This window comes from Occultella aeris (assembly GCF_902703175.1).
Taxonomy (GTDB): domain Bacteria; phylum Actinomycetota; class Actinomycetes; order Actinomycetales; family Beutenbergiaceae; genus Occultella; species Occultella aeris.
On record NZ_CACRYJ010000010.1, the window covers coordinates 1 to 26,241 of the forward strand.

At 71.3% G+C, this 26,241-nt stretch carries 25 protein-coding genes, 1 tRNA gene and 1 riboswitch; of the genes, 6 read left to right on the forward strand and 20 right to left on the reverse strand.

Annotated features, from left to right (window positions below):
* Positions 1-144: 144 nt before the first annotated feature.
* The 4 genes from HALOF300_RS02915 to HALOF300_RS02930 all read right to left on the reverse strand — a co-directional run bounded on the left by HALOF300_RS02915 (position 145) and on the right by HALOF300_RS02930 (position 5,202).
* Positions 145-1,026 carry a VOC family protein gene (locus HALOF300_RS02915; RefSeq protein WP_156739159.1) on the reverse strand — a complete coding sequence of 294 codons (882 nt, stop codon included), beginning with the start codon at positions 1,024-1,026 and terminating at the stop codon, positions 145-147.
* Between the two features lie 239 nt (positions 1,027-1,265).
* Positions 1,266-2,330, reverse strand: a complete 1,065-nt coding sequence (locus tag HALOF300_RS02920) for an ABC transporter ATP-binding protein (protein ID WP_156739160.1) — start codon at positions 2,328-2,330, stop codon at positions 1,266-1,268.
* Positions 2,330-4,072 carry an ABC transporter permease gene (locus tag HALOF300_RS02925; RefSeq protein ID WP_156739161.1) on the reverse strand — a complete coding sequence of 581 codons (1,743 nt, stop codon included), beginning with the start codon at positions 4,070-4,072 and terminating at the stop codon, positions 2,330-2,332. The genes HALOF300_RS02920 and HALOF300_RS02925 overlap by 1 nt, the downstream gene beginning before the upstream one ends.
* A gap of 11 nt (positions 4,073-4,083) precedes the next feature.
* Positions 4,084-5,202 (reverse strand): thiamine ABC transporter substrate-binding protein, encoded by a 1,119-nt coding sequence (locus HALOF300_RS02930; RefSeq protein WP_156739162.1) that lies wholly within the window; start codon positions 5,200-5,202, stop codon positions 4,084-4,086.
* Positions 5,203-5,258: 56 nt separating this feature from the next.
* Positions 5,259-5,362: riboswitch (TPP riboswitch) on the reverse strand.
* Between the two features lie 116 nt (positions 5,363-5,478).
* On the opposite strand from HALOF300_RS02930, the gene HALOF300_RS02935 reads away from it, so the two are divergent.
* On the forward strand, positions 5,479-5,733 hold the full coding sequence (locus HALOF300_RS02935; RefSeq protein ID WP_156739163.1) for a DUF4235 domain-containing protein: 255 nt from the start codon (positions 5,479-5,481) through the stop codon (positions 5,731-5,733).
* 23 nt (positions 5,734-5,756) lie between these two features.
* Here the strand turns inward: HALOF300_RS02935 and mnhG are convergent, their stop codons facing one another.
* From mnhG to dcd, 8 genes are all read right to left on the reverse strand, one after another.
* Entirely contained in the window at positions 5,757-6,122 is a 366-nt protein-coding gene (mnhG, locus tag HALOF300_RS02940; RefSeq protein WP_231954981.1) for a monovalent cation/H(+) antiporter subunit G, read from the reverse strand.
* Positions 6,119-6,460 carry a monovalent cation/H+ antiporter complex subunit F gene (locus HALOF300_RS02945; protein WP_163543905.1) on the reverse strand — a complete coding sequence of 114 codons (342 nt, stop codon included), beginning with the start codon at positions 6,458-6,460 and terminating at the stop codon, positions 6,119-6,121. Before HALOF300_RS02945 ends, mnhG begins: the two co-directional genes overlap by 4 nt.
* Positions 6,457-7,092 (reverse strand): Na+/H+ antiporter subunit E, encoded by a 636-nt coding sequence (locus tag HALOF300_RS02950; protein ID WP_156739164.1) that lies wholly within the window; start codon positions 7,090-7,092, stop codon positions 6,457-6,459. Before HALOF300_RS02950 ends, HALOF300_RS02945 begins: the two co-directional genes overlap by 4 nt.
* A complete protein-coding gene (locus HALOF300_RS02955) occupies positions 7,089-8,627 on the reverse strand; it encodes a Na+/H+ antiporter subunit D (protein ID WP_156739165.1) in 1,539 nt (512 codons plus the stop codon). The genes HALOF300_RS02950 and HALOF300_RS02955 overlap by 4 nt, the downstream gene beginning before the upstream one ends.
* On the reverse strand, positions 8,624-9,136 hold the full coding sequence (locus HALOF300_RS02960) for a Na(+)/H(+) antiporter subunit C (protein ID WP_197522261.1): 513 nt from the start codon (positions 9,134-9,136) through the stop codon (positions 8,624-8,626). The genes HALOF300_RS02955 and HALOF300_RS02960 overlap by 4 nt, the downstream gene beginning before the upstream one ends.
* A gap of 5 nt (positions 9,137-9,141) precedes the next feature.
* Positions 9,142-12,120: a Na+/H+ antiporter subunit A gene (locus HALOF300_RS02965; protein ID WP_156739167.1), complete on the reverse strand. Its 2,979-nt coding sequence runs from the start codon at positions 12,118-12,120 to the stop codon at positions 9,142-9,144.
* A gap of 235 nt (positions 12,121-12,355) precedes the next feature.
* Positions 12,356-13,354 (reverse strand): hypothetical protein, encoded by a 999-nt coding sequence (locus HALOF300_RS02970; RefSeq protein WP_156739168.1) that lies wholly within the window; start codon positions 13,352-13,354, stop codon positions 12,356-12,358.
* 4 nt (positions 13,355-13,358) lie between these two features.
* On the reverse strand, positions 13,359-13,940 hold the full coding sequence (dcd, locus tag HALOF300_RS02975; protein WP_156739169.1) for a dCTP deaminase: 582 nt from the start codon (positions 13,938-13,940) through the stop codon (positions 13,359-13,361).
* Between the two features lie 82 nt (positions 13,941-14,022).
* On the opposite strand from dcd, the gene HALOF300_RS02980 reads away from it, so the two are divergent.
* Together HALOF300_RS02980 and HALOF300_RS02985 are read left to right on the forward strand one after the other, a co-directional pair.
* Positions 14,023-14,093: transfer RNA gene (locus tag HALOF300_RS02980), tRNA-Gly, on the forward strand.
* 285 nt (positions 14,094-14,378) lie between these two features.
* Entirely contained in the window at positions 14,379-15,203 is an 825-nt protein-coding gene (locus tag HALOF300_RS02985) for an aldo/keto reductase (RefSeq protein ID WP_156739170.1), read from the forward strand.
* 62 nt (positions 15,204-15,265) lie between these two features.
* Here the strand turns inward: HALOF300_RS02985 and HALOF300_RS02990 are convergent, their stop codons facing one another.
* The gene (locus tag HALOF300_RS02990; protein ID WP_156739171.1) at positions 15,266-16,414 is read right to left on the reverse strand and encodes a YihY/virulence factor BrkB family protein; all 1,149 of its coding nucleotides are present in this window, start codon (positions 16,412-16,414) and stop codon (positions 15,266-15,268) included.
* A gap of 264 nt (positions 16,415-16,678) precedes the next feature.
* On the opposite strand from HALOF300_RS02990, the gene HALOF300_RS02995 reads away from it, so the two are divergent.
* Entirely contained in the window at positions 16,679-18,295 is a 1,617-nt protein-coding gene (locus HALOF300_RS02995) for a S49 family peptidase (RefSeq protein ID WP_156739172.1), read from the forward strand.
* 101 nt (positions 18,296-18,396) lie between these two features.
* On the opposite strand, the gene pgi is transcribed toward HALOF300_RS02995, so the two are convergent.
* The 7 genes from pgi to HALOF300_RS03030 form a co-directional block, all read right to left on the reverse strand.
* On the reverse strand, positions 18,397-20,079 hold the full coding sequence (gene pgi / locus HALOF300_RS03000) for a glucose-6-phosphate isomerase (protein WP_156739173.1): 1,683 nt from the start codon (positions 20,077-20,079) through the stop codon (positions 18,397-18,399).
* Between the two features lie 152 nt (positions 20,080-20,231).
* Positions 20,232-20,924: a cation transporter gene (locus HALOF300_RS03005; RefSeq protein WP_156739174.1), complete on the reverse strand. Its 693-nt coding sequence runs from the start codon at positions 20,922-20,924 to the stop codon at positions 20,232-20,234.
* Positions 20,924-21,259: an ArsR/SmtB family transcription factor gene (locus HALOF300_RS03010; protein WP_156739175.1), complete on the reverse strand. Its 336-nt coding sequence runs from the start codon at positions 21,257-21,259 to the stop codon at positions 20,924-20,926. Before HALOF300_RS03010 ends, HALOF300_RS03005 begins: the two co-directional genes overlap by 1 nt.
* Positions 21,260-21,333: 74 nt before the next feature.
* The gene (locus HALOF300_RS03015; RefSeq protein ID WP_156739176.1) at positions 21,334-21,615 is read right to left on the reverse strand and encodes a type II toxin-antitoxin system RelE family toxin; all 282 of its coding nucleotides are present in this window, start codon (positions 21,613-21,615) and stop codon (positions 21,334-21,336) included.
* Positions 21,612-21,890 carry a type II toxin-antitoxin system Phd/YefM family antitoxin gene (locus HALOF300_RS03020; protein ID WP_156739177.1) on the reverse strand — a complete coding sequence of 93 codons (279 nt, stop codon included), beginning with the start codon at positions 21,888-21,890 and terminating at the stop codon, positions 21,612-21,614. The genes HALOF300_RS03015 and HALOF300_RS03020 overlap by 4 nt, the downstream gene beginning before the upstream one ends.
* 95 nt (positions 21,891-21,985) lie before the next feature.
* Entirely contained in the window at positions 21,986-24,268 is a 2,283-nt protein-coding gene (locus HALOF300_RS03025) for an LLM class flavin-dependent oxidoreductase (protein ID WP_156739178.1), read from the reverse strand.
* Between the two features lie 2 nt (positions 24,269-24,270).
* Positions 24,271-25,203 carry an LLM class flavin-dependent oxidoreductase gene (locus HALOF300_RS03030; protein ID WP_156739179.1) on the reverse strand — a complete coding sequence of 311 codons (933 nt, stop codon included), beginning with the start codon at positions 25,201-25,203 and terminating at the stop codon, positions 24,271-24,273.
* Between the two features lie 125 nt (positions 25,204-25,328).
* On the opposite strand from HALOF300_RS03030, the gene HALOF300_RS03035 reads away from it, so the two are divergent.
* Together HALOF300_RS03035 and HALOF300_RS03040 are read left to right on the forward strand one after the other, a co-directional pair.
* Positions 25,329-25,850: a MarR family winged helix-turn-helix transcriptional regulator gene (locus HALOF300_RS03035; protein ID WP_156739180.1), complete on the forward strand. Its 522-nt coding sequence runs from the start codon at positions 25,329-25,331 to the stop codon at positions 25,848-25,850.
* Positions 25,851-25,876: 26 nt separating this feature from the next.
* Positions 25,877-26,206 carry a hypothetical protein gene (locus HALOF300_RS03040; protein ID WP_156739181.1) on the forward strand — a complete coding sequence of 110 codons (330 nt, stop codon included), beginning with the start codon at positions 25,877-25,879 and terminating at the stop codon, positions 26,204-26,206.
* Positions 26,207-26,241: the final 35 nt, after the last annotated feature.

Consider the following 26,241-nt stretch of genomic DNA (forward strand, 5'->3'; position numbering starts at 1 on the left):
CCTCCCCGGCACGCTCGACCTAGTACCCGCCGCTTCGAGTTCGCCCCTCGCGAGGGCCGATCTCGAGACGGCGGGTACTGGGTCAGTTCGACGGGCGGTGGCCGGGCGCGGGCCGGCCGACGGCGGGTAGGTCGGAAGGCGGCATCACACCGCAGCCGGGCGTACCTCGACCAGGGTCTTCCACGGGTCGTCGAACCGGAGCACGGCGCCATCGTGGCGGCGGTCGACGCTCTGCGCGGCGAGACGGGCGGCGAGCGCGTCCAGGTCATCGGTGGTCGGCACCTCGATGCTCACCTGGCCGAGTCCGAGCGAGGCGGCGCGCGGGCCGGCGCCGGCGCTGTTCCAGGTGTTCATGCCGATGTGGTGGTGGTAGCCGCCGGCGGACACGAACAGTGCCTGGGCGCCGTACCGGGCCATCACGTCGAAGCCGAGGACGCCGACGTAGAACTGCTCCGCGACCTCGATGTCGCCCACCTGGAGGTGCACGTGGCCGATGTTGGCGACGGCGAGCTCCGGCTTGGCCAGCGCCTGGTCGGTGAGGTGGGTGCGCAGGTAGGTGTTCGGGTCGAGCGGCAGGGTGGCCATCTGCACCCCGCCTCCCGTGGTGCGCGTCCACGCCTCCCGCGGGCGGTCCCAGTACAGCTCGACGCCGTTGCCCTCCGGGTCGTCGAAATAGAACGCCTCGGAGACGAGGTGGTCGGAGGATCCCGTGAAGCTGCGCGGGGCGAACCGGGCGGTGCTGTTCACGGAGCCGGCGAGCCCGGCCTGGGTGTCGAACAGGATCGCGGTGTGGAACAGGCCCGCGTCACGGCGGTTGAACTCGGGCAGGTCCTTCTCCTGGCGCAGGTGCATGATCGGCGTGGCGCCGCGGCCGAGGATGGCGCTCGGGCCCTCGTGGGCGATCACGTCGAGGCCGACGCCGGTCGAGTAGTACGCGATCATCGCGTCAAGATCGCGGACCATGAGGTCGACGACGCCCATGGCGGTGTCCTGCGCGAGCTGATCGTGGTGGGCGATCGTGGTCATGTCTCCGGCTCCTTTTAGTTGACTCTTCAAGTATCGTACTCCAGTCAACGCGGAAGCGCGAGTGCTGTTCCCCTCAGACCTCGATCGGCGCTCGTGAGGAAGTACCTCCCGCCCTCGCGCAGTACGTGCGGACTGAGGAAGACCGGTATAACGGTCTTCCTCAGTCATGACGCACTGCCTCACCGCGGCGGGGACCCTCCTCACCGGGACGGGAGCCGCGGTCGCCTACCGAGCGCCGGTCAGAGCTCGACGACGCCAGCCGGGTCCAGTCGAAGCCGCACCAGGTCGCCGGCGCCGATCGCCGCGATGCCCGCGGCGACGGCGCGCTGCTCGCCCCAGTCGGGCAGGTCCACCGTCACGGTGGTGCGCCCCCGCGAGAACCCGACGGCGGTGACTCGCCCGGTCAGGCGGCCGTCGCCTGCCGAGCGGGGCGCTTCCGCGGAAGCGCCCGCGTCGTCCGCCGCCGCCCGGTCGTCGGGCCCGCCTGCGTCGTCCGCCACCGCACCATCCACGCTGTCACCGGCCACCACCCCGACCACCTCGAGCGCCTGCGGGCCGAGCCCGAGCCGCCCGCCATCGCGGGCCGGCACCACCCGGTATCCGAGGAACGCGGCGACGTCAGCGTCCGCCGGTGCGGCCCACAACTCGGCAGGACTGCCCAACTGGACGAGTTCCCCGGCCCGCATGACCGCGACCCGGTCCGCGACGGTGAACGCCTCGTCGTGGTCGTGCGTGACGTACAGGGAGGTGGTCCCGGCGCGGCGGAGGATGTCGTGCAGGTCGCTGGCGAGGCGCTCGCGCAGCGACCGGTCCAGCGCCGAGAGCGGCTCGTCCAGGAGCAGCAGCCGCGGCCGGGGCGCGAGCGAGCGGGCCAGCGCGACCCGCTGCTGCTCACCACCGGACAGCGTCGCCACCGGGCGCCGCTGGTACCCCGCGAGGCCGACGAGCTCCAACAGTTCGTCGACCCGGTCCCGGCGCTCGGCGGCAGGGATCCGGGCCATCTCGAGCCCATAGGCGACGTTGCCGGCAACGTCCCGGTGCGCGAACAGCTGCCCGTCCTGGAACATCAGCCCGAACCCGCGCCGGTGCACCGGGACGTCGCGCAGGTCGGCTCCGTCCCAGGCGACCCTCCCGGCGGTGAGTGGCTCGAGCCCGGCGACGGCACGCAGCAGTGAGGACTTGCCGCACCCGGACGGCCCGAGCAGGGCGACCACCTCACCGACCGCCACGTCGAGATCCACGTCGGCGACCGCCGTCGTGCCGGCGTAGGTGACCACCGCGCCGGCGACGCTCAGACCGCTCATCAGAACTCCCCCGTCCCTTCGCGACGCAGCCGTTCGGCTACGCCCATGATGGTCGCGGTGAGCACGGCCAGCACCACGGACGCGGCGAGCGCCATGCCGTAGTTCTCCGGGCCGGGCCGCCCGATCAGCCGGAAGATCACCACGGGCAGGGTTGGCCGGTCCGGGCGGGACAGGAACGAGGTGGCTCCGAACTCGCCGAGGGAGACGGCGAACGCGAACCCGATGGCGAGCCCGAGGGAGCGGATCAGGAACGGTCCGTCCACGGTGAGCAGGACCCGCCACGGCGCCGCGCCGAGCACCCCGGCGGCCTCGCGCAGGTGCGGGTCGATGGCACGCAGCACCGGCAGCACGGTCCGCACCACGAGCGGGATGGCCACCACGGCCTGCGCGATCGGGATCAGGACCGCCGAGCTGCGCAGGTCCAGCGGCGGGTGGTTCAGCGTGATCAGGAACCCGAACCCGACCGTCACGGCCGAGACGCCGAGCGGCAGCATGAACACGGCATCGAGCCACCACACCGCGCGCCGCCCGAGCGGGTTGCGGGGCCGGCGCGAGACCACGAGCGCCACGAGCGTGCCCATCACCACGGCGAGCACGGTGGCGTCGACGGCGATCCGCAGCGAGTTCGCCGCGGCCTCCCAGACCGTGACGGTCAGCGCGTTGTCCCCACCGGTGGTCCCGAGCGCCGTGTAGTTGCCAAGGCTCCACCCGTCCGGGGTGCGCAGGGAGCGGACGAGCAGGTTCCCGAGCGGGAGCGCGAGCAGCACGATGACGACGGCGGAGGTCACCACCGTGGGAAGGAGGTCACCTCCGGGGCGGCGCCGGTTCCACAGCCGCAGCCGCTGCGCGGTCTGCTCGTCGGTCGGCCGGCCCTGCAGGTCGAGCGCACGTTCGCGGCGGGCGCGGGCACGCGAGAACAGGGCAAGGGACACCCCGACCACCACGAGCTGGACCACGGACAGCACGGCGGCGGTGCGCAGGTCCAGGAACTGCGTGGTCTGGATCCAGATCTCGGTCTCGATGGTGCCGTACCGGGTGCCGCCGAGGACCATGACCACCCCGAACGCGGTGGCGCAGAACAGGAACACCACGGACGCGGCGGAGACGATGGCCGGTGTCAGCGCGGGCAGGGTCACGGTCAGGAATGCCCGCCACGGTGGGGCGCCGAGTGCGCGCGCGGCCTGCTCGGTGCGCGGGTCGAGGCGCTCCCACAGGCCGCCGACGGTACGCACCACGACCGTGTAGTTGAAGAACACGAGAGCCAGGACGATCGCGGTGAACGTGCCGTCCAGGTGCAGGAAGCCGAGCGGGCCACCCTCGGTGAGCAGGGACCGGAACGCGACGCCGACCACCACCGTCGGCAGCACGAACGGCACCGTCACGAACGCCCGCACCAGCGCCCGGCCGCGGAACGTGCGCCGGTACAGCACGTACGCGCCGGGCAGCCCGAGCAGCACCGCGAGGGCGGTGCCGAGCAGCGCCTGGGCCAGGGTGAGCCGGATGATCCGCCACGTCCGCGGGCGGGCGAAGACCTCCGCGAACCCGGAGAGGTCGAGCGCGCCGTCGGTGGTGAAGCCGCGCCCGATCAATGTCGCGACCGGCCACGCGAAGAACACGGTGAGGAACGCGAGCGGGATCGCGCCCGCCACCACCCAGGCGACGGCGCTGCGCCGTCGGGCCGTGTCGGCCCTGCCCCGGCTGCGCCCCACTGTGTTCCCCGTGTCCTTCACGCGGCCGGACATCGGTGCGATCCTCAGCCGATCACCGTGTCGGTCCAGGTCTGGATCCAGGCATCCCGGTTCGCGGCGATGTCCTCGGGTGCGACCTCGAACGGCTCGGGCGCGAGCGGGGCGAACGTGGTCCAGGACTCGGGCAGCTCGACGCGCTCGTCCACCGGGTAGACGTACATCTGGCCGGGTATGTCGGCCTGGACCGCCTCGGTGAGCAGGAAGTCGATGAACGCCCTTGCCCCCTCGGGGTTCTCGGCCCCGGCGAGCACCCCCGCGTACTCGACCTGTCGGAAGCAGGTGTCCAGCAGCGCCCCGGTGGGGGCGGAGTCCGCACCCTCGGCCACCTCGAACGCCGGCGACGTCGAGTACGAGAGCACGATCGGATAGGCGCCGGCGCCGGTGGACCCGGAGAAGTCCACCGAGTACGCGTCCGACCAGCCCTGCACGACCTTGAGGCCGTTCGCGGACAGGTCCGCCCAGTAGTCGACCCAGCCGTCCTCGCCGAACGCGCCGACGGTGGCGAGCAGGAACGCGAGCCCGGGCGAGGAGGTGGCCGGGTTGGGCACCACGGTCAGGCCCTCGTACTCGGGCGCGAGCAGGTCCTCGAGCGTGGCCGGTTCGGCGATGCCGTGCTCGGTGAACCAGGTGTGGTCCACGTTCAGGCACACGTCGCCGACGTCGATCGGGGTGAGCGAGCCGGCGTCGTCGGCGAGGTACTGCTCGGCGCTGTCGGGCAGATCCGCGGGTGCGTACGGCTCGAACACCTCGGCGTCGATCGCCCTGCTCGCGAAGGAGTTGTCGACACCGAACGCGACGTCGCCGAGCGGGGAGTCCTTGGTGAGGATCAGCTGGTTCACGAGGGCGCCGCCGTCACCGGGGGCGCTGAACTCGAGGGTGTAGCCGGAGTCGGCCTCGAACGCTGTGATCAGGTCCTCGGAGAGGCTGAACGAGTCGTGCGTGACGACCCGCACGACACCGCCGCCGGCGGCGCTCGGGTCGGCTCCGCCGTCGTCCCCGCCGCCCCCGGCGAGGGAACAGCCGGCGAGCGCGAGCGCGGCGAGGGCGGTCAGCCCGGTCGCGGCGCGACGGCGCCTCGCCGTGGCGGGCCGCGGGCCATGGGGCCTACGTGCATGGTGGAACATGTGCGTCCTCCTCAACTGGAATTGAGAAGGGGTCCAGGCGGTGCGTGAACACCACATGGGAGAGGAACTCGACTCCCTTCGCCGGTGCTAGCCGGAGCAGGTTCGAGGGTCTGCGGCGGGCCGCACTCTCAGCGCCGGTGGCGCTCCCCTGTCGTTATGGGCCAACGGTACACCGCGGGCGGGGCACCGGTGCGCGGGCGCCGCCTCACCGGGCGGGACCCGGTCCGCGCCGGATAGGGTGACCAGAGCCGATCCGCAATCACCAGGAGTGCTCGCATGAACGCCCAGAAGATCGTCACCACCGTCGCCGCCATCGCTGCCGGGTTCGCGGCCAACAAGCTCATCTCCCTGGTGTGGAAGGGCGTCACCGGGCACGAGCCGCCGACCGGTGACGCGGACGACGGCGAGATCAGCCTCGGCGAGCTGGTCGTGTTCGCGGCGGTCAGCGGCGCCGTCGTCGCGTTCGCGCGCACGTTCGCCACCCGGACCACCGGAAAGTGGATGTCACGCGGGGAGATCAAGAAGGCCTGAGCCCTGCGTTGCGCGGCCCGTCCTCAGCGGTCCGCATCCTCCCGCGCGGCCCGCAGGTCGTCGGTGAGCTCGTCGACGACGAGCAGGTCCGAGCGCACCTTGCCGGTGCGATAGCCGGCCCGGCCCACCATGTGCGCGGACACCGGCGCGGTGATCAGCTGGAACAGCACCACGAGGGTGAGCTTCCAGGTCACCTGTGAGGTGCCGAGCGCCAGGGCAAGGCCGGCCATCATGAGCACCAGGCCGAGCACCTGGGGCTTGGTCGCGGCGTGCATCCGGGCCAGCAGATCGGGGAAGCGGGTCACGCCGATGGCGGCGATCAGGGTGAGCAGGCTGCCCAGGACCAGGAACACCGAGGAGGCGACCATGGCAACATCCGACCAGTTCACGACTCCTCCTCCAGCTCGGCCCGCACCTTGGCATCGGCCTCGGCGATCTCCTCGGGGGTGAGGATGTGGCGCTCCTCCTCGGGCTCCGCGGCCGCGAACCGGGCCAGCGTCACCGACCCGACGAACCCGACGAGCGCGAGCACCATGAGAACGGGCACCAGGTCCACCCGGCCGGACCAGGCGGACAGGATCGTCAGGCAGCCGATGATCGCGGCCACCATGACGTCGATCGCGACGATGCGGTCGAGCATGCTCGGCCCACGCTCGACCCGGCTCATGGCCAGGATGGCCGCCGCGGTCAGCAGCACCCCGCACGTGATCAGCACACCCACGCTCACTGGGTCACCGTCCCTTCACCGTCGGTCGGGCGGGCATGGTCGACGGCGGGGGTTGCGTTCGGCCCGTTGCCGCGGCCGCGCTTCCACGGCCTGGGCGGCAGGCCCGCCTCGGCGATGTCGGCGTCCGTCGCGAGCGCGTAGAGCACGCGTCGTTCCTGGGCGAGGACATCGGCCTTCGCCTTCTCGACCCCGCCCGCGGCGGGCACGTCCAGGACGTGCACGTACAGGGTGCCGGAGAGCCGGTGGGCCTCCACGATGATGGAGCCGGGCACGAGCGAACACAGCACTGCGGTCAGGGTCAGGAACAGGTCGGAGTGCCCACGCAGCGGCACCCGGATCACGGCGCCGTGCGGGTCACGCCCGAACCGCAGCGCCTGACCCGCTACTTGCACGGAGGCCATCACCACGTCGATCGCGAACCTCGCGAGCAGGATCGCGGTGCCGATGAGGGACACCCGGCCCTCGAATCCGATCCGAGGCATCGGCATGACCGTCATGACGAACAGCCCGATGAGCGCACCGACGAGCACGTTCGCCAGGCTCAGCTCGCCCCAGAACAACACCCAGAGGATCGTCAGCCAGAGCACCATCGGGAGCTTCTCGAGCCACTTGCGTGGTCCACTCGTCCTCATCCGTCGTCACCCCCGGCCGCGTCGGAGTCGCCCTCGCCCCGGTCGCCGTGGACCAGGACCGCATCGATGTAGGGGGTCTGCGCCTGCAGGTCCCGGGCGGCGGCGTCGGTGTAGTTGTACAACGGCCCTCCGATCACGGCGAACAGCACACCGAGGGTGGCCAGGACGGCGGCTGGCCCGAACATCGAGCGCGGCGTGGTGCCCTCGGGGAGCTCCTCGGGGGCCTCCTGCCAGAACGCCTTGTTCCAGGCCTTGACCACCGCGTACAGGGTCAGCAGGGACGTGAGCAGACCGCCGGCAACCGTCGCCAGGGCCAGCGGCGTCCCGAGTTCCAGGCCGGCCTGGAGCAGGCCGACCTTGCCGAGGAAGCCGGACATCGGCGGGATGCCGGCCAGGTTCATGGCGGGCACGAAGAACAGGATGGCGAGCGCCGGGGCGAGTTTGCCCAGGCTGCCGAGTTTCTCCAGCGAGGTGCTGCCGCCGCGCCGCTCGATCAGGCCCGCGACGAGGAACAGGGCTGTCTGCACGGTGATGTGGTGGGCGACGTAGAAGATCGCCGAGGACAGCCCGGTCTGGTTAGCCAGTGAGATCCCGAAGATCATGTAGCCGATGTGACTGACCAGGGTGAAGGACAACAGACGTTTGATGTCGTCCTGGGCCACCGCGCCGATGATGCCGACCAGCATGGTCAGCAGAGCAGCCCACATCAGCACCGTGTCCAGGGCGCCGTCGGTGAACAGCAGCGTCTGCATCCGGATGATCGCGTACACACCGACCTTGGTCAGCAACCCGGCGAACACCGCCGTGACCGGTGCCGGCGCCGTCGGGTAGGAGTCCGGCAGCCAGGCCGAGAGCGGGAACACCGCGGCCTTGATCGCGAAGCCCATCAGCAGCATCACCTGCAGGACCAGTCGCACCCCGGGGTCGATGTCGAGCAGCCGCTCGGACAGCTGGGCGAGGTTCAGGGTCCCGGTGGCCGCGTAGATCATCGCGATCGAGATGAGGAACAGGACCGAGGACAGCAGCGAGACGATCACGTAGATCGACCCGGCCCGGATCCGTTCGCCGGTGCCGCCGAGGGTGAGCAGCACGAACGAGGCCGCGAGCAGGATCTCGAAGCCGACGTAGAGGTTGAAGAGGTCCCCGGACAGGAACGCGTTGGCGACCCCGGCGGCGAGGACCAGATACGTCGGGTGGTAGATGGCGACCGGGGCGCCCTCGTTGCCGTCGGCGACGCCCTGGGCGAGCGAGTACAGGAGCACGCAGAGCAGCACGATGGCCGAGACGAGCAGCATCAGGGCGGACAGCCGGTCGCCGACGAGCGCGATCCCGACCGGGGCCGACCAGCCGCCGACGTTGACCACCTGCGGACCCTGGGTGTGGGTGACGAAGATGAGGCCGATGGCCACGGCGAGGACGAGGCTGAGGGCGGCCACGGAGATCGCGCCCTGCACCCGGGGCCGACGGGACATGGCCAGGGCCAGGCCCGCGGCGATCAGCGGGATCACCACGGGCAGTGGCACGAGCCAGTTCATGATCGTCGTCCCGTCACGTCGTCGTCCTCGGCGCCCAGCTGTGGCCCGTGGCCGGTGATCAGTGGGACCTCCTCGGTCTCGTCGCGTGCCTCCGCGGCCTCGATGGCCAGGTTGGTGCCGACGTCGTCGGCCCGCTTGTCCACCGCGCCCCGCTCGGCACGGCGCGCGATCCGGCGGTCCTCGAGGTCGTCCTGCACCTCGTCGTGGCCGTGCAGCTGCCAGCTCCGGTAGGCCATCGCGAGCACGAACGCGGTCAGTCCGAGGTTGATGACGATCGCGGTGAGGACCATCGCCTGCGGCAACGGGTCCGCCATGTCCTCGGGAGGGCCGCTGCCCACCAGCGGCGGCCCACCGGCCGCTCCCCCGGCGATCAGCATCAGCACGTTCACGCCGTTGCTGATCAGGGTGACCCCGATGATCACGCGGGACAGGCTGCGTTCCAGGAGCAGGTACACGCCGGTGCCGACCAGCACGCCGACCACGATCGCGAGCGTGACGTTGGGCGTCATGTCGATCACGGTGCGCCTCCCCCGGCGAGAGCGTCCTCGAGCGGCTGGGCGTCGTCGGCGGTGGAGCGTGGGGAGTCGTGGGCGACGTCCGGCACCGCCCGGCCCTCCGCCTCGCCCTGGCGGTCCACCTCGGCGCCGAGCGAGCGCAGGATGTCCAGCATCAGCCCGACGACCACGAGGAACACGCCGATGTCGAAGAACAGGGTGGTGACCAGGTGCACGTCTCCGAGGTAGCCGAGGGGGATGTCGATCACCACGGACTGCAGCACGACGCCACCGAAGGCGAGCGGCACCGCCCCGGCGCCGGCGGACAGGAACAGGCCGCTGCCCAGGAGCAGACCGGGCAGCACCGGAGCGGCTTCGCCGAGCTCGTACCGCCCGCCGGCCAGGTAGCGCACCGTGAGGGCGATGCCGGCCACCAGGCCGGCCACGAACCCGCCGCCGGGGGAGTTGTGCCCGGCGAAGAGCAGGTAGACGGCGAACACGAGCATCGTATGGAAGATCAATCGGGTGGCGACCTCGAAGATCACCGATCGGCGGTGCGGTGCAAGGGCAACGCCGGCGCTGATCCAGCGCCGGTTACGGGTGCTGCGCACCGGGATCGTGCGGCCCTGCCGCACCAGCGCATCGTCGCCCGGGGAGTCGCTGGCCCACACCGAGCCGCGGTCCATGTCATGGTCACGGATCCGCTCGACCCGGCCCGCGCGGGTCCTCAGGAAGACCAGGGAGGCCACACCGGTCGCCGCCACCAGCAGCACGGAGATCTCGCCCATCGTGTCCCAGGCGCGGATGTCCACGAGGGTGACGTTGACGATGTTCCTGCCGTAGCCGTAGTTGTAGGCCTCCTCGGGGAACAGCTCGGCGATGCTGTCGGTGACCCGCGCGTTCGGGATCACCAGCGCCACGAACGTCACGGTCAGCCCGACCATGATCGCCAGGATGGCGCGCCACCACCGGCTCGCCTTCAGCGGCCGGTTCGAGTAGTAGGCCGGCAGCCGGCGCAGCACCAGGATGAACACCACCAGGGTGATGGTCTCCACGAGGGCCTGCGTCAGGGCGAGGTCCGGAGCGCCGTGCAGCGCGAACAGCAGGACCACGCCGTAGCCGGTGATGCCGAGCAGGACCACGGCCTTCAGCCGGCGGCGGGCCCGGGCGGTCAGGAACGCCGCCACCGCGATCACGATGGCGACGCCCGCCTGGACCGGGTAGTCCCAGGGCTTCACCGCGCCGATGCGCAGGCCACCGGCGTACACGGACGTCCAGATCATCACCACGGTGGTGAGCAGGATCAGGGCCAGGTAGACGGGCAGCGAACCACGCTGGGTGATGGACGTCACCGCGACGGACATGCTGTCCAGCCGGCGCATCGTGCCGCGGTAGGTGCGGTCCGCGTCCGGTCCGACCGAGGCCACCTCCTGGACCCGCTCGACCCCGCGCCGGGCCAGCATCAGGAGTACCCCGCCGACGATGATCACGCCGGTCAGCAGCAGTGGGAGCCCGAAGCCGGCCCAGAGGGTCAGGTGCCCGGGTTCGCCCCGGGGGTAGGTGTCCGCGTATGGCGCGAGCAGGGTCTCCCCGGCCACCGGGAACAGCCCGGCGATGAGGCCGGCGAAGGCGAGCACGTTGGGCGCGATGTAGAGGCCGGCCGCCTCCTTGTCCACGGGGGTGTCCTCGACGCCCTTCTTCCGGGCGAACGCGCCCCAGAGGAAACGCATCCCGTAGGCGAAGGTGAGGATGGAGCCGATCACGACGATCACGAGCAATGCGAACGTCATCGGATCGTCGCTGTGGACGAGGGCCTCGAGGGCCGCCTCCTTGCCGACATACCCGGCGAACGGTGGCAGCCCCACCATCGAGAACGTGGCGAGCACGCCGGGCACGGTGGCCCACGGCAGGTGTTTGGCGAGCCCGGAGAGCTGGCGCAGATCACGGGTGCCGGCGGCGGCGTCGATGACGCCGACGGTCAGGAACAGCGCCGCCTTGAACATGGCGTGAGCCCCGATGAGGGCGAGACCGGCGAGCGCGATGGCCCGGTCGGCCTGCCCGACCAGGAGGATCAGGAAGCCGAGCTGGCTGACGGTGCCGAACGCGAGCAGCAGCTTCAGGTCGTGCTGCCGCAGTGCGCGGTAGCCGCCGAGGATCATCGTCGCGCCACCGGTGAGCAGGATCATCCACTGCCAGACCGGCACCTCGGCGAATCCGGGGGCGAACCTCGCCACCAGATACACACCGGCCTTCACCATCGCGGCGGCGTGCAGGTAGGCGCTCACGGGTGTGGGTGCGGCCATCGCACCCGGGAGCCAGAAGTGGAACGGCACGAGCGCCGACTTGCTGATCGCACCGACCAGGACCATTACGATCCCGGCGGTCACCAGCGCGCTGCCATCCAGCGGCGGGTCCGCGATCAGCTCGGAGATCACGTAGGAGCCACCCTCGGCCTCACCGAGGATGAGGAAGCCGAACAGCATCGCGAGGCCACCGAGGGTCGTCACGATGATCGCCTGCATCGCCGCGCGGCGAGCGCCCTTGCGGTCGAAGTAGTGCCCGATCAGCAGGTAGGAGAACACCGTGGTGAGCTCCCAGAACACGTACAGGACGAGCGTGTTGTCCGTGGTGACGAGCCCGAGCATGGCCCCGGCGAACGCGACGAACACGCCGGCGAACCGCCCAAGGAGCTTCGCCCCGGACGCGAAGTACCAGGCGCAGTAGCCGAGCACGATCGCGCCGACCCCGCCGACGAGGATCACCATCAGCCAGGACAGGACGTCCAGCCGGAAGGACAGCGACATGTCCAGCGCCGGGATCCACGCGACGTCCAGCGTTGGACCCCGCCCGTCCAGCACGGCCCCCGTGTTGGCCACCGCCCACACCGCCGCCGACCCGGGCACCAACGCCAGCGGCAGGAACCCCTTGCGACCGAACCGCCGCATGATGGCAGGCGCAGCCACGGCGGCGAGAAGGTGCAAAGCGAGTAGCTGCAGCACGTCCGCTCCTGATCAGTGGGCGTGGTCAGATTGTCAGGTCGAGCAAGGGGTCGCGGCGACGGGTCGCCTCTGGTGAACCGATGTGTGTTTAGGTGAGGACAAAGAAGGTACGGCCACGCGCGCCGCCTCTGATTCGAGCGGCGTGATGGTGGGTGGGAACGGTTCGGATACTACCAAGGCAACGGGCCCGGTCCGCGCCGCGTCCACGATCTGGGGAGCGCCCGGACCGCTCGGTTCACGGGTCGACGAGGAACCCGTCGTCGTCGGTCGTCTCGCCACCGATGGCGTCCAGAAGGGCACGCGCGGCACCTTCCACGAGCACCGTGGCGCGCTCCCGGGCCGCCACGGTGGCGGCGTCGAGCGGTGCGCAGCGGTAGGCCTCCGGGTCCGCCGGGAACCACCGCAGGTCGTAGCGGATCACGCCGGAGCGAGCCCAGTCCAAACCCTCCAGCACGAGCGGCACGGAGACCTCCGCCTCCACCTCGACGGCGATCGTGGCGCCGTCGGGCAGTGCGTAGACGGCCCCGTAGGCCTCGGTGGCGGGCTCGGCCGCGAGCGCGTGCGCGTCGAACGCGTCCGCCTCGGCGTGGATCCACGCCCGCTCGCCCTCGTCCAGGTCCTCGGTGCCGGCGACCGGCGTAGGTCGGCTTGCCGGAGCCGCGGCGGGCCGCGCGCCCGGGTCCGCGTCCGAGGCCGGGGCGAGATGAAGCGCCACCCCGGGCAGCGCCGGGGTGAGCACGTGCACCAGCGCGTCGGGGTGCAGCCACACCTCGGAGTGCACGGCCAGGTCCACGCCCGGTTCGGGGGTGATCAGGGCACAGGTCCCGGCAACCCGCAGCGCTCCCCCGAGCCGGCGCGCGGCCGCGTGCGCGAACTCGACGATCGCGAGCTCGTGCCCCTCGGGCGGCCCGTCGGCGAATGCGTCCAGGATCCCGCCGAGACCACGCAGGCCCTCGGGCACCGGGTCGCCCCGCTGGGCGGGGACCGTGATCGCGTAGGCCTGGGTGATCTCGGGACCGGCTCCGAGGGCGGCAGGATCCGGCACGGCCCAGGGGCCCTCGACGGCGGCCTGTGGGGTGAGCGCGAGCACGTTCGCGTTCACGCGGCCGGCCTCGGGGAAGCGGCTCAGCACGAGGGCCTCGACCTCGTCGTCGGTGACGTCCGCGCCGAGCAGCAACAAATGCTTCGACCGCGCGACGCCGGCGTCGAGAACCCGGGCTCCGCCGTCGGGCATTGCGCTAGTGCCCCACGTCGGTGCGGTGGAAGTTCAGGTGCGAACGGGACGCCGTCGGGCCCCGCTGGCCCTGGTAGCGCGAGCCCTGGGCACCGGACCCGTACGGGTGCTCGGCCGGGCTGGACAGCCGGAAGTAGCACATCTGGCCGATCTTCATGCCGGGCCAGAGCAGGATCGGCAGCGTCGCCACATTGGAAAGCTCGAGAGTGACGTGGCCGGAGAATCCGGGGTCGATGAACCCGGCTGTGGAGTGCGTGAGCAGTCCGAGCCGGCCGAGGCTGGACTTGCCCTCGAGGCGGGCTGCGACGTCGTCGGGCAGGCTGATCAGCTCGTATGTGGAGCCGAGCACGAACTCGCCGGGGTGCAGCACGAACGGGTCGCCGGCGGCGGCCTCGACCATCCGGGTGAGTTCGGGCTGGTCCTGGGCGGGGTCGATGACCGGGTACTTGTGGTTGTCGAACAGCCGGAAGTAGCGGTCCAGGCGGACGTCGACGCTGGAGGGTTGGATCATCGACTCGTCGAACGGTTCCAGGCCGATCCGCCCGGTGGTCAGTTCGGCGCGGATGTCACGATCGGAGAGCAGCACGCGCCCACGTTAGCGCGCCGGGGTGAAGCCCAGCCCCGGTACCGGGTATGCTGGGCCGCGCGTTCGGGTCAGCCGCACGCATGCGGGTGTAGTTCAGTGGTAGAACTTCAGCTTCCCAAGCTGATAGCGCGAGTTCGATTCTCGTCACCCGCTCGCAATGAGATGGCCGCCCGACGAAGTCGAGGCGGCCTTTCTCATGCGAGCGCGGTGCCGAGATTCGGGAGGAGAAGCGCCCGGCGAGGCACGAGCCGGTCGCGACGACGGCTCTCGTCACCCGCCCTCCCGGGCACTCGGTTCCGGGCCCGCTCAGACCCCCCATCGCAGGGCCTTGACCTCAATGGCGGTTGAGGATCTACTGTCCGGGTCATGGCACCTGTTGACGCGAGAGCCAACTCAGCTGTGGACCGGAGTGAGTTCGGACGTCAAGGGTTCGGTGCGATGAGATTGCGCGACGAAACGGCCGCCGACGCCGATCAGGACCCGGTGGCCGTGGTTCATGCCGCCCTTGACGCCGGCGTCACGATGGTCGACACCGCCGACGCCTACCAGAACGAAGGGTTGATCGGCCGGGTGATACGGGGCCGTCGTGGTGAGGTGCTGCTGGCCAGCAAGTTCGGGCTGGTGTGGGGCGACGGCATCGCCGGCAGCTTCGAGGTGCGCGCCGACGCGGGTTACGTGCGGCGGGCCTGCGAGGCCAGCCTGCGACGGCTCGATGTCGATGTGATCGACCTCTACTACCTGCACCATCGCAGCGAGTCGATCCCGATCGAGGACACCGTCGGGGCCATGTCCGACTTGGTCACCCAGGGGAAGATCCGCGCCGTCGGGCTGTCCAACGTGACGGCCGAGGACCTGCGCCGTGCCCACGCGGTCCACCCGATCACGGCACTCCAGGAGGAGTGGTCGGTGCTGCGGCGGGACATCGAGAAGCAGTTGGTGCCGGCCGCGGCCGACCTCGGGACAGTTGTCGTGGCCCACTCCCCGACCGGTCACGGCCTGCTGCACCATGCGCGCACAGCCGACGAGCAGTTCCCGGGCGGCCTGCGTGCCGCACTGGAGGATGTCGCCGGTGCACACGGAGCCACGCCCGGGCAGGTCGCCCTCGCCTGGGTGCATCACCGGCAGCAGGTGCACGACGTACCGGTCATCCCGCTTCCAGGAACGACGAGAGTCAGCCACCTACGTGCCAACGTCGCCGCGACCGACCTGGACCTGTCCGACGACGAGTTACGACGGCTCGATCCGATGCCAGCGGCATCGTGATCTGAGGGATGTCGCGCAGAAGGGACACGCAACCGCGACGGCGGGCCTCCTCACCCGCTCCGTCACTTCCCGACGCCGGCCGGTCCAGAGCGGTCCGGGGCCAGGTCCCCGCGCAGCAGTTCGTCGAGTTCCTCGATCGCTGCCTCCTCGCGCCGCCGCGCCGCTCGGCGCCGGAAGAACGGCGCGTCCCGGTGCGCGGCTGCCGCGTCGCGGATCTCCTCGCAGACGGCGAGCAGTTGCGCGAGCCGGGTGTCCGGGTCCGGTTCGGCGTCAGTGTCCGAGTCCGGCGAGAGCGAGAGCCCGGCATCGGCGACGGAGACCGCGACCCAGGCCGCCGAGACGAGCATGACCACCCCGGCCAGGCGGCACCACAGGAGCAGCCCGATGAAGACTGCGAACGTGGCCAGCAGCGGGTTCGAGGGCGAGCTGGACAGGAGGTAGCCGGCGCCGAGCTGCAGCACCACGATCGCCGCCCCGCCCACGGCGGCACCGGGCACGATCCTGCGCCAGGGCACGCTGGCCCCACCGAGGAACTTGAAGATCGCGGTCAGCGTGAGCGCGTCCACGACGAACGCGACGAGCACCGTCGCCATCCTGATCAGCGCGTTGAAGGCGGTCGAGGTCGTGCTCCACCCCAACGCGTCGAAGACCTCACTGAGGAACCAGGACCCGGCACTGCTCAGCACGCCGCCGACGAGCAGCATCAGGCTGAAGAACACGGCCACCACGAAGTCGCGCGCCTTCAGCCGCACGTACTGACGAGTGTCCGGCGGCAGGCCGAAGATCGTCCGCACGGCAAGCCGCGAATAGGAGATCCAGCCGATCGCCGTCCACACGAACACGATCACGGCGATGAGGCCGGTGATGCTCAGCAACGCCGACGCGTCGCGGGCGATCGCGAACACCTGGTCCTCGGTGAGTACCCCGTTCTCCCCGATCAGCCCGGGCAGGTAGGTGTCCACGAGGGAGATGAGCGCCTCGATCGCCGGCGTGCTCGCGCCGAGCCACAGCCCGACCGCCGCGAACGCGATGTAGAGGGTGGCGAAGATCGCGAACAGCGCCTGGTAACTCACGCCCGCTGCGAGCACGAACCCGCCGTTGTGGGTGAAGTGGCGCCAGACGCGCGCCGGGAAGAGACGCTGTACGCGCTCGGCGGCGGCGACCACACGGCGCGCCGGCACGGCGGCCCGGTCTCTCAAGGTGCCGGACATGCGCTGCCCATCACCTCGTTCCGGCGTTCGGTCGCGGGCGCCGGTCTCGCGGCGCCCTGAAAGGGCCTGGCGAGGCGCATCCTATCGGGGCGTCGCGGGAGCGAACGCGTGTCTGTCCGGCTCACTTCCTGCCCGGCGGGCTCAGCGGTTCGGGGCATGCTGGGTTCCGACATCCTCGACTTCGTCGCGTCGCACGACCAGGGCGGCGCCGGACGGACCGGCGTCCGACCCGCCGCGGGCCAGGTGGCGGGTTAGCCTCGAACCATGCGCCCACTCCCCGCCCTGGCCCCGCTGCTCGGTCGCCGTCCCGGCTCGGGCACCGAACCGGACCGGGTGATCCTCGACCTCTCCGGCCCGTACCCCGCGCAGCGCCGACCCGGCCTCGGCGGTCTGCTGCAGCGCAGCACGTCCCTCGACGCCCTGGCCGGCCGGCTGGATCGGATCGCCGACGCCGACTGGGTGAGCGCCGTCGTGGTGCGGGTGCGCGGACTCACCGCCGACCTGGCCACGGCCGGTGCGATCGCGGGGCTGCTCGCGCGCCTGGCCGAGCGCAAGCACGTGACCGCCTACCTCGAGCAGGTCACGATGACCGCTCTGTTGGCCACCGCCCCGGTCCCGGACGTCGTCGCGCCGGAGTCCGCGGACGTGTCGGTGCCTGGGTTCGCCGGTGAGCAGGTCTACCTCGGCGCGTTCCTGCGCAGCCACGGCATCGGGTTCGAGAACCTGCGGATCGGCGAGTACAAGTCCGCGCTCACCCCGTTCAGCCAGGACCACATGGACGATGCCCAGCGCGAGCAGCTCGGCGCGTACCTCGAATCGGTCGAGGGCTCCTGGGTGAGGGCACTGGCGAGCGCGCGCGGTGTCTCGCAGGAGGTGGCCGGCGCCTGGCTCGACGCCGGCCTGACCTCGGCCACGGAACTCCTCGAGGCGGGTCTGATCACCCGGATCGCCTACGACGACGAGATCGTCACCGTCGCCGACGCCTCGCTTGCCCGCACCCTCGACCTGCTGCGACCGCAACGCGCCGGCGGGCGCCGAACGCCGCTGCGCGGCCAGCCCGACGGCGTCGCTGTCGTCCCCGTGGTCGGCGCCATCGTCTCCGGGCCCAGTGCGGGCGGCCCGCCCCTGCCGGTGCTGGGCGGTCCACGGGCCGGGTCGGACACCGTGGTGGCGGCGCTGCGGCGGGCCGAGCGGGACGAGCACACCAAGGCGATCGTGCTGTACGTGGACTCCGGCGGCGGGTCGGCGCTCGCCTCGGACCTGATCCACCGGGCGGTGGTCGCCTGCCGCAAGCCCGTGGTCGCCGTGATGGGTTCGGTGGCCGGGTCCGGCGGCTACTACGTGCTCGCGGGCGCGGACCACGTGCTGACCAGCCCGTTCACCCTGACCGGCAGCATCGGGGTGGTCATCGGCAAGCCGGTGCTGGCCGAGCTCGCGGACCGGCACGGGTTCAAGGCCGAACCGGTGGGCCGCGAGGAGGCACTGGCCCTCAGCACCGCCCGGCCGTTCACCGACACCCAGCGCGATCGGTTCCAGAAGCTGATGGACGAGGTCTACGGCAGGTTCGTGGAGCGGGTGGCGACCGGCCGGGGACTCAGCACGGAACGGGTCGACGAGCTCGGGCGCGGTCGCATCTGGAGCGGACGCGACGCCGTCGGGCTCGGTCTCGCAGACGCCCTCGGCGACCTGCAGGACGGACTCGCCTACGCGCGGCGCCTGGCCGGGTTGCCCGCGGACGCCCCGGCCCGGCCGGTGCACGCCCGGCCCACGTTGCCCGGGATGCCGGCGCTCGGCACCGACCCGACCGCCGCGCTGGCGGCGCTGTGGCCGTTCGGCACCGAGCACGTGCTGGCCTGGATGGACCCGGTCCGGATCCGCTGACCCTGCGCTCAGCCAGAACCTGCCGCCTGACCCAGTGCGCAACACCTGTCTGATTCAGGCAGGAGGCACTTCCTCACGGGGCTGCGAGCGCTCGGTCCCGGTCAGTCCCGCTGCGCCAGATAGTGCCGGATCAGCGCCTGCGTGGACGCATCCTGCGCGGCGAGCGCGTCCACGTCGCCGGTGACCGCCGGGGCGATCTGGGTGGCGAGCTGCTTGCCGAGTTCCACGCCCCACTGGTCGAAGCTGTCGATACCCCAGACCACGCCCTGCACGAACGTGATGTGTTCGTAGAGCGCGATCAGCTGCCCGAGCACCGACGGCGTGAGTGCCGGGGCGAGGATCGACGTGGTCGGCCGGTTCCCGGTGAACACCCGCGCCGGGACGATCGCCTCGGCGGTGCCCTCGGCGCGGACCTCGTCCGCGGTCTTGCCGAACGCGAGCGCCTTGGTCTGGGCGAAGAAGTTCGCGAGGAACAGGCCATGGACGTCGGTGTCGCCGTCGCGCAGTGGCCGCGCGGGATTGGCGACGGCGATGAAGTCCGACGGGATGACCCGGGTGCCCTGATGGATGAGCTGGTAGAACGCGTGCTGGCCGTTCGTGCCGGGCTCGCCCCAGAACACCTCACCGGTGGCGGTGGTGACCGGGCTGCCGTCCCAGCGCACGCCCTTGCCGTTGGACTCCATGGTGAGCTGCTGCAGGTAGGCGGGGAACCGGTGCAGGTACTGCGCGTACGGCAGGACCGCGTGCGTATGCGCATCGAGGAAGTTGACGTACCAGACGTTCAGCAGCCCCATCAGGACCGGCACGTTCTGCGCGAACGGAGTCGAGCGCAGATGCTGGTCGATCGCGTGGAAGCCGCCCAGGAACTCGGCGAAGGCCTCCGGCCCGATCGCGATCGCGAGCGAGGTGCCGATCGCGGAGTCCACCGAGTACCGGCCGCCGACCCAGTCCCAGAACCCGAACGCGTTCGCGGGGTCGATGCCGAACGCGGCGACCTTGTCCAGCGCCGTGGAGACGGCCACGAAGTGCTTGGCGACGGCGACGGTGCGGGAGCCATCGGAGCCATCGATCGCGCCGGCGGACTCCAGGTTCGTCCAGAGCCACTCCCGGGCGAGCCGGGCGTTGGTGAGCGTCTCCAGGGTGCCGAACGTCTTCGACGCGACGATGAACAGGGTGGTCTCGGGGTCCAGCCCGGCGGTGGTCTCGGCGACGTCGCTCGGGTCGATGTTGGAGATGAACCGGACCTCGAGCCCGTCCTGGACGTACGGAGCGAGCGCCTCGTACGCCATCACCGGGCCGAGGTCGGAGCCGCCGATGCCGATGTTGACCACCGTGGCGACGCGCTTGCCGGTCACCCCGGTCCACGCGCCGGAGCGCACCTGCTCGGCGAACGCATAGACCCGCGCCAGTTCGGCGTGCACGTCCGCGTCCACGTCCTGCCCGTCGACCACGAGCGCGGGGCTCGCACCGGCCGGGCGACGCAGCGCCGTGTGGAGCACGGCCCGGTCCTCGGTGACGTTGATGTGCTCGCCGGTGAACATCGCCTCGAGTCGGCTCTTGAGCCCGATCTCCTCGGCCAGGCGCAGCAGCAGGGCCACGGTCTCGTCGGTGACCAGGTTCTTGGACAGGTCGACGTGCAGGTCCGCGGCATCGAACGTGAACCGCTCGGCCCGGCCGGGATCGGCGTCGAACCAGGAGCGCAGATCCGGCCTCTGGGCGGCGGCGTGGCCGGTCAACTCCGCCCAGGCGCTGGTGGTGGTGGCGTCAACGGGTGCGGTGCTCACAGGTCTTCCTCACTACGTGCTCGGTGGACGACGGCGGGGGTCACCCCCGCCTCTGAGGTAACCGTATTGCGCGGGGCCCGACGGTGCAGCGGGGTCTCGCGGTAGACGCGTCCCAAGCCCGGTCACCTCCACGACCCGGGACAGCGGAATCCTCAGGACATCCGCTCGCCGTCGACGTGGTCGTCGTCGTGGTCGTGGTCGTGGTCGGCATCGAGGATCAATCCGACGCTCGTGGCGCACGCGTCGCCCTTCCACGCCTCGGTGCCCTCCCGGAGCGCGAACGCAGCGATGACGAGTCCGGCGATCGCGTCGGCCCACCACCAGCCGAACAGGCTGTTCGCCACGAGCCCGAGCAGTACCGCGGCCGAGAGATAGGTGCAGATCAGGGTCTGCTTGGAGTCCGCGACGGCGGTCGCCGAGCCGACCTCGCGGCCGGCGCGGCGCTCGGCGTAGGAGAGGAACGGCATCACTACGACACTCACGGCGGCCAGGACGATGCCGACCGTCGAGTGCCGGACCTCGCCGCCACCGGACAGTGCCAGCACCGAGGCGACACCGACATACGCCGCGAGCGCGAAGAACGCGATCGCGATGACCCGCAGCGCCGGCTTCTCCCAGCGCTCCGGGTCCCGCCGGGTGAACTGCCAGGCGACGACGACGGCGGAGAGCACCTCGATCGTGGAGTCGAGGCCGAAGCCGATCAGCGCCGTCGAGGATGCCGCGGCACCCGCCGCGATCGCGATGACGGCCTCGATGACGTTGTAGCCGATCGTGATCGCGACGATGAGCCGGATCCGTCGGTGCAGGAGCTCACGCCGCTCCTCGGTGAGGGTGGGCAGGCTCATCAGCAGGCGCACCCTTCCCCGTCGCAGCAGTCCGGCTCGACGAACAGGACCACCCCGAGCAGGTGGTCGAGCGCGGGGGCGAGGTGCGCATCCGCGAGGCGGTACCAGGTGCGCCGTCCCTCCGGGACCGCCTCGACCAGGCCACAGCCGCGCAGGCAGGCGAGGTGGTTGGACATCACCTGTCGGGAAACCTCCAGCGCCTCCGCCAGGTCCGAGGGGTAGGCAGGCGCCTCCCTGAGGGCGAGCAGGACGCCCGCGCGGGTCGGGTCGGAGAGCGCGTGGCCGAGGCGCGCGAGCGCGGCGGTGTGGGTCAGCGTTGCGGTGGCGGCGGTCATGGGCTGACCGTACAGCGAGACCTGAATTAAGGAAAGGCTGAATCGACAAGGACGAACCATCCGCCGGAACGTCGTCAGCGCGCCTTGTACACCGTGGAGCGATGCTCGATCCGGCCGATGATGAGCGCGTGCCGCTCCTCATCGATCCGGAACGTGACGCGGTAGTCGCCACGCCGAGCGGAATGCCAGGCCTCCAACTCGTTGCGCAGCGGCTTACTCATCCGGCGCGGATTCGTCGGTAGCTGGCCGGTGATGAACTCCACCACGGCGACCGCAATCTTCTCTGGAAGTCGCTCAAGCGCCCGCGCGGCGCCAGCGGTCACGACGACTTCCCACTCCCCCTCGGCGGCCGTCATGCCAGGGGTGGCAGGCCGTACCGAGCGCGCAACTCATCACCAGTGATGACATTGCCGGCAGCTTCGTCCTCATCTGCCTGACGCAGGTCATCGACAGCCCCCGGAGTGCCGAGCATGTGGAGGGTTTCGTGTAGCGACTCGAGATCATCCGCCGACATCAGCACGGCAGCAGGATGGCCATGGCGGGTGATCTGGACGATCTCATGCGTCGTCGCGGCGGCCTCCACCAACGCCGACAACTTGTCCTTGGCCTCCGACAACGCGACAGTTCTCATGCGATCTAGAATAGCCCAGCTACTAGCCGATCAATAGCCCCAAATATAGCCTGCTCGGCTGCGCCTGGCTCCGACGCGTGCTCGCGGTCGGAACGTCAGCGGGCCGCGGCTGCCAGCCCCTGCTCCGCCGGCGCCACACTGAAGTTGTCCCGGAACACGTTCTCCGGGTCCAGCCTGCCCTTGAGCTCGCGCAGCCGGGCCAGCGTGGCCGGCGGGAACGCGTCGGTGATCCGCTCGGGCCGGGGGTCGGTCTCGAAGCTCAGGTAGAGCCCCTTCGCGTGCGGCTGGATCTGGGTGTCCCAGACCGCGTCGAGGCGGGTGCGCCCGGCGCCGAAAGCGACCACCGAGAAGTTCGCGGACCGGTGCGCGTACGCCGTCGCGTCGGGCGGCACATCCGAGATGGCGCCGCCGACGGACCGGATCTGGAAGAAGTAGCTCACGCCGCTGTGGATGAGCTTGCTGGCCGCGGCGGCGAGTTCGGGGGTGATGTGGTCCACGAGCGCGGACCGGGTGGCGGGCTCGCCCTGGCCGTGCTGGCCGCCGTCGGGCGTGGCCACGATGGCCGGGTAGGGCAGGATCTGCACGGCCTGCTGCAGGAGCGGGCCGAGCGTCGCGAACGGCTGGAGCCTGCTGATCACGGTCTCCGGGGCGTCGGAGTCGACCGCCGCCATCACGGTAGCCACCACCTGCCCGCCACGCGGACGCCCGATGATCAGGAAACTGGTCAGATCCCGCGGCGCCGCCTCCTGCAGAGCGCCCCAGTTCTCGAGGAACTCGGCGACGTTCCCGGCGTCGAAGGCCAGCTGCGCGAACCCGACGTCCCCGACCTCGTCAACTTCGAACTCGAACGCGGTGACGACGCCGAAGTTCGCGCCCGCGCCGCGCACCGCCCAGAACAGGTCCGGGTGATGCTCGGCGTCGGCCCGCACGAAAGAGCCGTCCGCGAGGACGATCTCGACGGCGCGCACGTGGTCGATGGTGAGCCCGTGCTCGCGGCCGAGCCAGCCGATCCCGCCGGCCGTGGCCAGCCCGCCGACGCCCACGCCCCCGAAGTCCCCGGAGCTGAGCGCCCACCCGTGCGGGTGCAAGGCCTGCGCCACCTCGCCCCAGCGGGCGCCCGGCTCGATGCGCACCCGCCGGGTCGCGGTGTCGAGGACCTCGATCCGGTTCAGGCGGGACAGGTCGATGACGATGCCACCGTCGTTCGTGGAACGGCCGCTGATGCCGTGCCCGGCGCTGCGGACGGCGAGCGGCACCGGCTGGGACCGCGCGAACGCGAGCGCCTGCACCACCTCGTCGGCACTGCCTGGCCGGAGCACCAGGCCGGGTGAGCCGCCGCGCAGGTAGGTGTTGCGCACGCCCGCGAAGCCGGCGTGGCCGGGCTCGACGGCGGTCCCGATGAGCGCGGCCGGGACGGCGTCGTAGTCGATGCCCGTGCGCCTCTTGGCGCGGATCGCCAGCGGAACCACGGCGCCGACCGTGGTCTCGCGCACGGCCCGCTCGGCGGCGACGGCCTCGCGCAGGGCGGGCGCCACCTCGGTCGCGAACGTCTCAAGGTCCGCCTCGCCGGAGGCCGCGAACACGAAGGTACCCACGCCGTCGTCCAGCGCGTACGGGAGCAGTCGCTCCACCCAGACCGCCGGCGGGCCGCTCAAGGGGCCATCCGCCGTCGGGCCGAACGAGCCGGTGATGTTGAGCAGGCGGCGGATCTCGCGTGGGTCGCGCCCTGCCTCGGTGGCGGCAGCGTCGACGACGGCGTTCCCGGCGGCCAGGTCGCCCGGGCCGAGCCGCCCGAGCGAGGGCCACCAGCCGTCCGCCTTCGCACCGATGAGGCGCTGCATGCGTGGCTTGAGGGCGCCGATCCACAGCGAGACGGTGTGCACGGGGGCGGGACCGCCCTGGGCGCCGTCGAGCGCGTGGAAGGCTCCGGGCAGCTCGAGCGGTGTCGAGGCGTCGCCGGCCCAGACGGCGCGGAGCACCTCGATCGCCTCCGCGAGCGCGTCCACCGACTCCCCGGGGCTGCACCGCGGGGTCCCCATCGCGGCGATCGCGTCCCAGAAGTGCCCGGCACCGAGGCCGAGCTCGAGGCGCCCACCGGAGAGCAGGTCAAGGCTCGCGGCGGCGCGGGCGAGCACGGCGGGCGGGCGGATCGCCATGTTCAGCACGTTCGGGGCGATCCGGATCCGGTCCGTGCTGCCGGCGATCCAGGAGAGCAGGGTCCAGGTCTCCAACAGCGCGGGCTGGTAGGGGTGGTCCTGCACGGTGACGAGGTCGAGCCCGAGTTCCTCGGCCCGCCGGGCGAGCGCGACGACGCCGGTCGGGTCGGCGCTGCTGGGGTTGACGAAGGCCCCGAACTCCAGGGGGTGTCCGTAGTCCATGGTCAGTGCCCGACGGCGGGGGTCGCGTCGGTCTGGTCGGCGCCACGCTCGCCCCGCACGAGTTCGCGAACGGCGGGGGCGACCTCCTGGCCGAGGATCATCATCGCCTGCGCGTCGTCGCCGGAGAGGATGTAGGTGGAGAAGCCGTAGGAGAGGGTGAGGTCGGCGAGCTGTTCGGCCCACTGCTCGGGTGGGCCGGCCAGCAGCCGGTCACTGCGCTGGCTGGAGAACGCGCCGCCGATGTTCAACAGCCGGCGCACGTCGCCCGGGGTGCGCCCGGCAGCGATCGCGGCCTCGTCGATGGTCGCGTTGGAGGTGGTCAGGTCGTTCAGGTCCTTCACGTACCCGAGGGAGGGCAACCAGCCGTCGGCCTTGCGGCCGATCAGGCGGAGCATCCGCGGCTTGTAGGCGCCGAGCCAGATCTGGATGTCGTGTGCCGGGGCCGGGCCGCGCTTGGGGCCGTCCACCCGGTAGAACGTCCCGTCCACGACGAGGCGCTCCCGGGTGCTGGTGTCCCAGAGGCCCCGGATGATGTCGATCCCCTCGCTCAGGGCGGTGATGGACTCCCCCGGCGTGCGGCGGGGTCCACCCATGGCCTCGATGGCGTCCCAGAACGCGCCGGCGCCGAGGCCCAACTCGAACCGGCCCCCGGAGAGCAGGTCGAGGCTCGCGGCGGCACGGGCGAGCACGGCGGGCGGGCGCAGCGGCAGGTTGATCACGTTGGCGGACAGCGAGATCCGCTCGGTCTGCGCGGCCACGTAGCTGAGCAGCGTCCAGGTGTCGAGGAAGGCCGCCTGGTAGGGGTGGTCCTGGAACGTGGCCAGGTCGAGCCCGGCCGCCTCGGTGGCCTTCGCGAGATCCACCACCTTCGCCGGCGCGGCGTTGGTGGGGGTGATGAAGGTTCCGAAGGTCAGGTCGTGGCCGTAGTCCGGCATGTGCGCACCTCGTGTGGTCCGGTTCGCCTTGAGCCCTCGGGCACCTCGGCGATATGTGTTGTCTGGCAGATCATATGTCGATCCGATGATTGGATCAACCGCACATCTGCGCGTATCATTCCCCCATGGCCACGAACCCCGAACCGACGCACGAGCGGTGCCGCGCCCGCCGCGAGGGGGATTTCGGCTGGCACGTCGGGACCCTGCTGCGGGCCTACGAGGCGGCCGTCGCGGAGGTGGTCGCGGACGTCCCGCACGGCTCCCGCGGATATCAGGTGCTCGACGTCGTGGTCCACGGGGATCAGCCGACCCAGGTCGCTCTGGCCGCCCACCTCGGCATCGACCGGACCGTAATGACCTACCTCATCGACGATCTGGTCGAGGCGGACCTGGTCCGGCGGGAGCAGAGCCCCACCGATCGTCGCGCCCGCCGGGTCGTGGCCACCGCCACCGGCCGGGCCACGCTGGCCGAGCTCGAGCGCCGGGTGCGGGCCGCCGAGGACGCCACGATGGGGGTGCTCGCGGCGGACGAGCGCGAGGTACTGCGCGGCCTGCTGCGCCGGGTGGCGTGCGGGCTGCGGGACATCGACGTCACCGGCGTCGGCGACCCCCCGGTTGAACTCCCCATGGCCGCGGTTCGCCCCTGAGGCGTCCGGCTCCTAGGCTCGGTCGAATGGATTACGCGAAGTTCCGTCAGCGCATGGACGAGATCGGCGCCCGCCTCGAGGCCCTCGAACTGTCCGAGCAGGCCGGCCCTGAGCAGGAGGCCGAGGCGAAACAGTTGTGGGGCGAGATCATGGCCCTGGCGAACCAGCACAGCCAGGCCGAGATCGACGCCGCGGCCGCCGCGTTCCAGAGCGAGCTGCCCGGCGCCGCACCCACCCTCGACGCCTCGGACGATGTCAGCCAGGCGACCCTGCCCCCGGAGGAGGCCCACGAGATGCTCCGCCGGGCTGCACTGCGCACCGCCGGCACCCAGGACCCGCCGGCCGCCACCAGCTGAGGCTTCGGCCCACCGGCTCGGGAACCCACCCACCC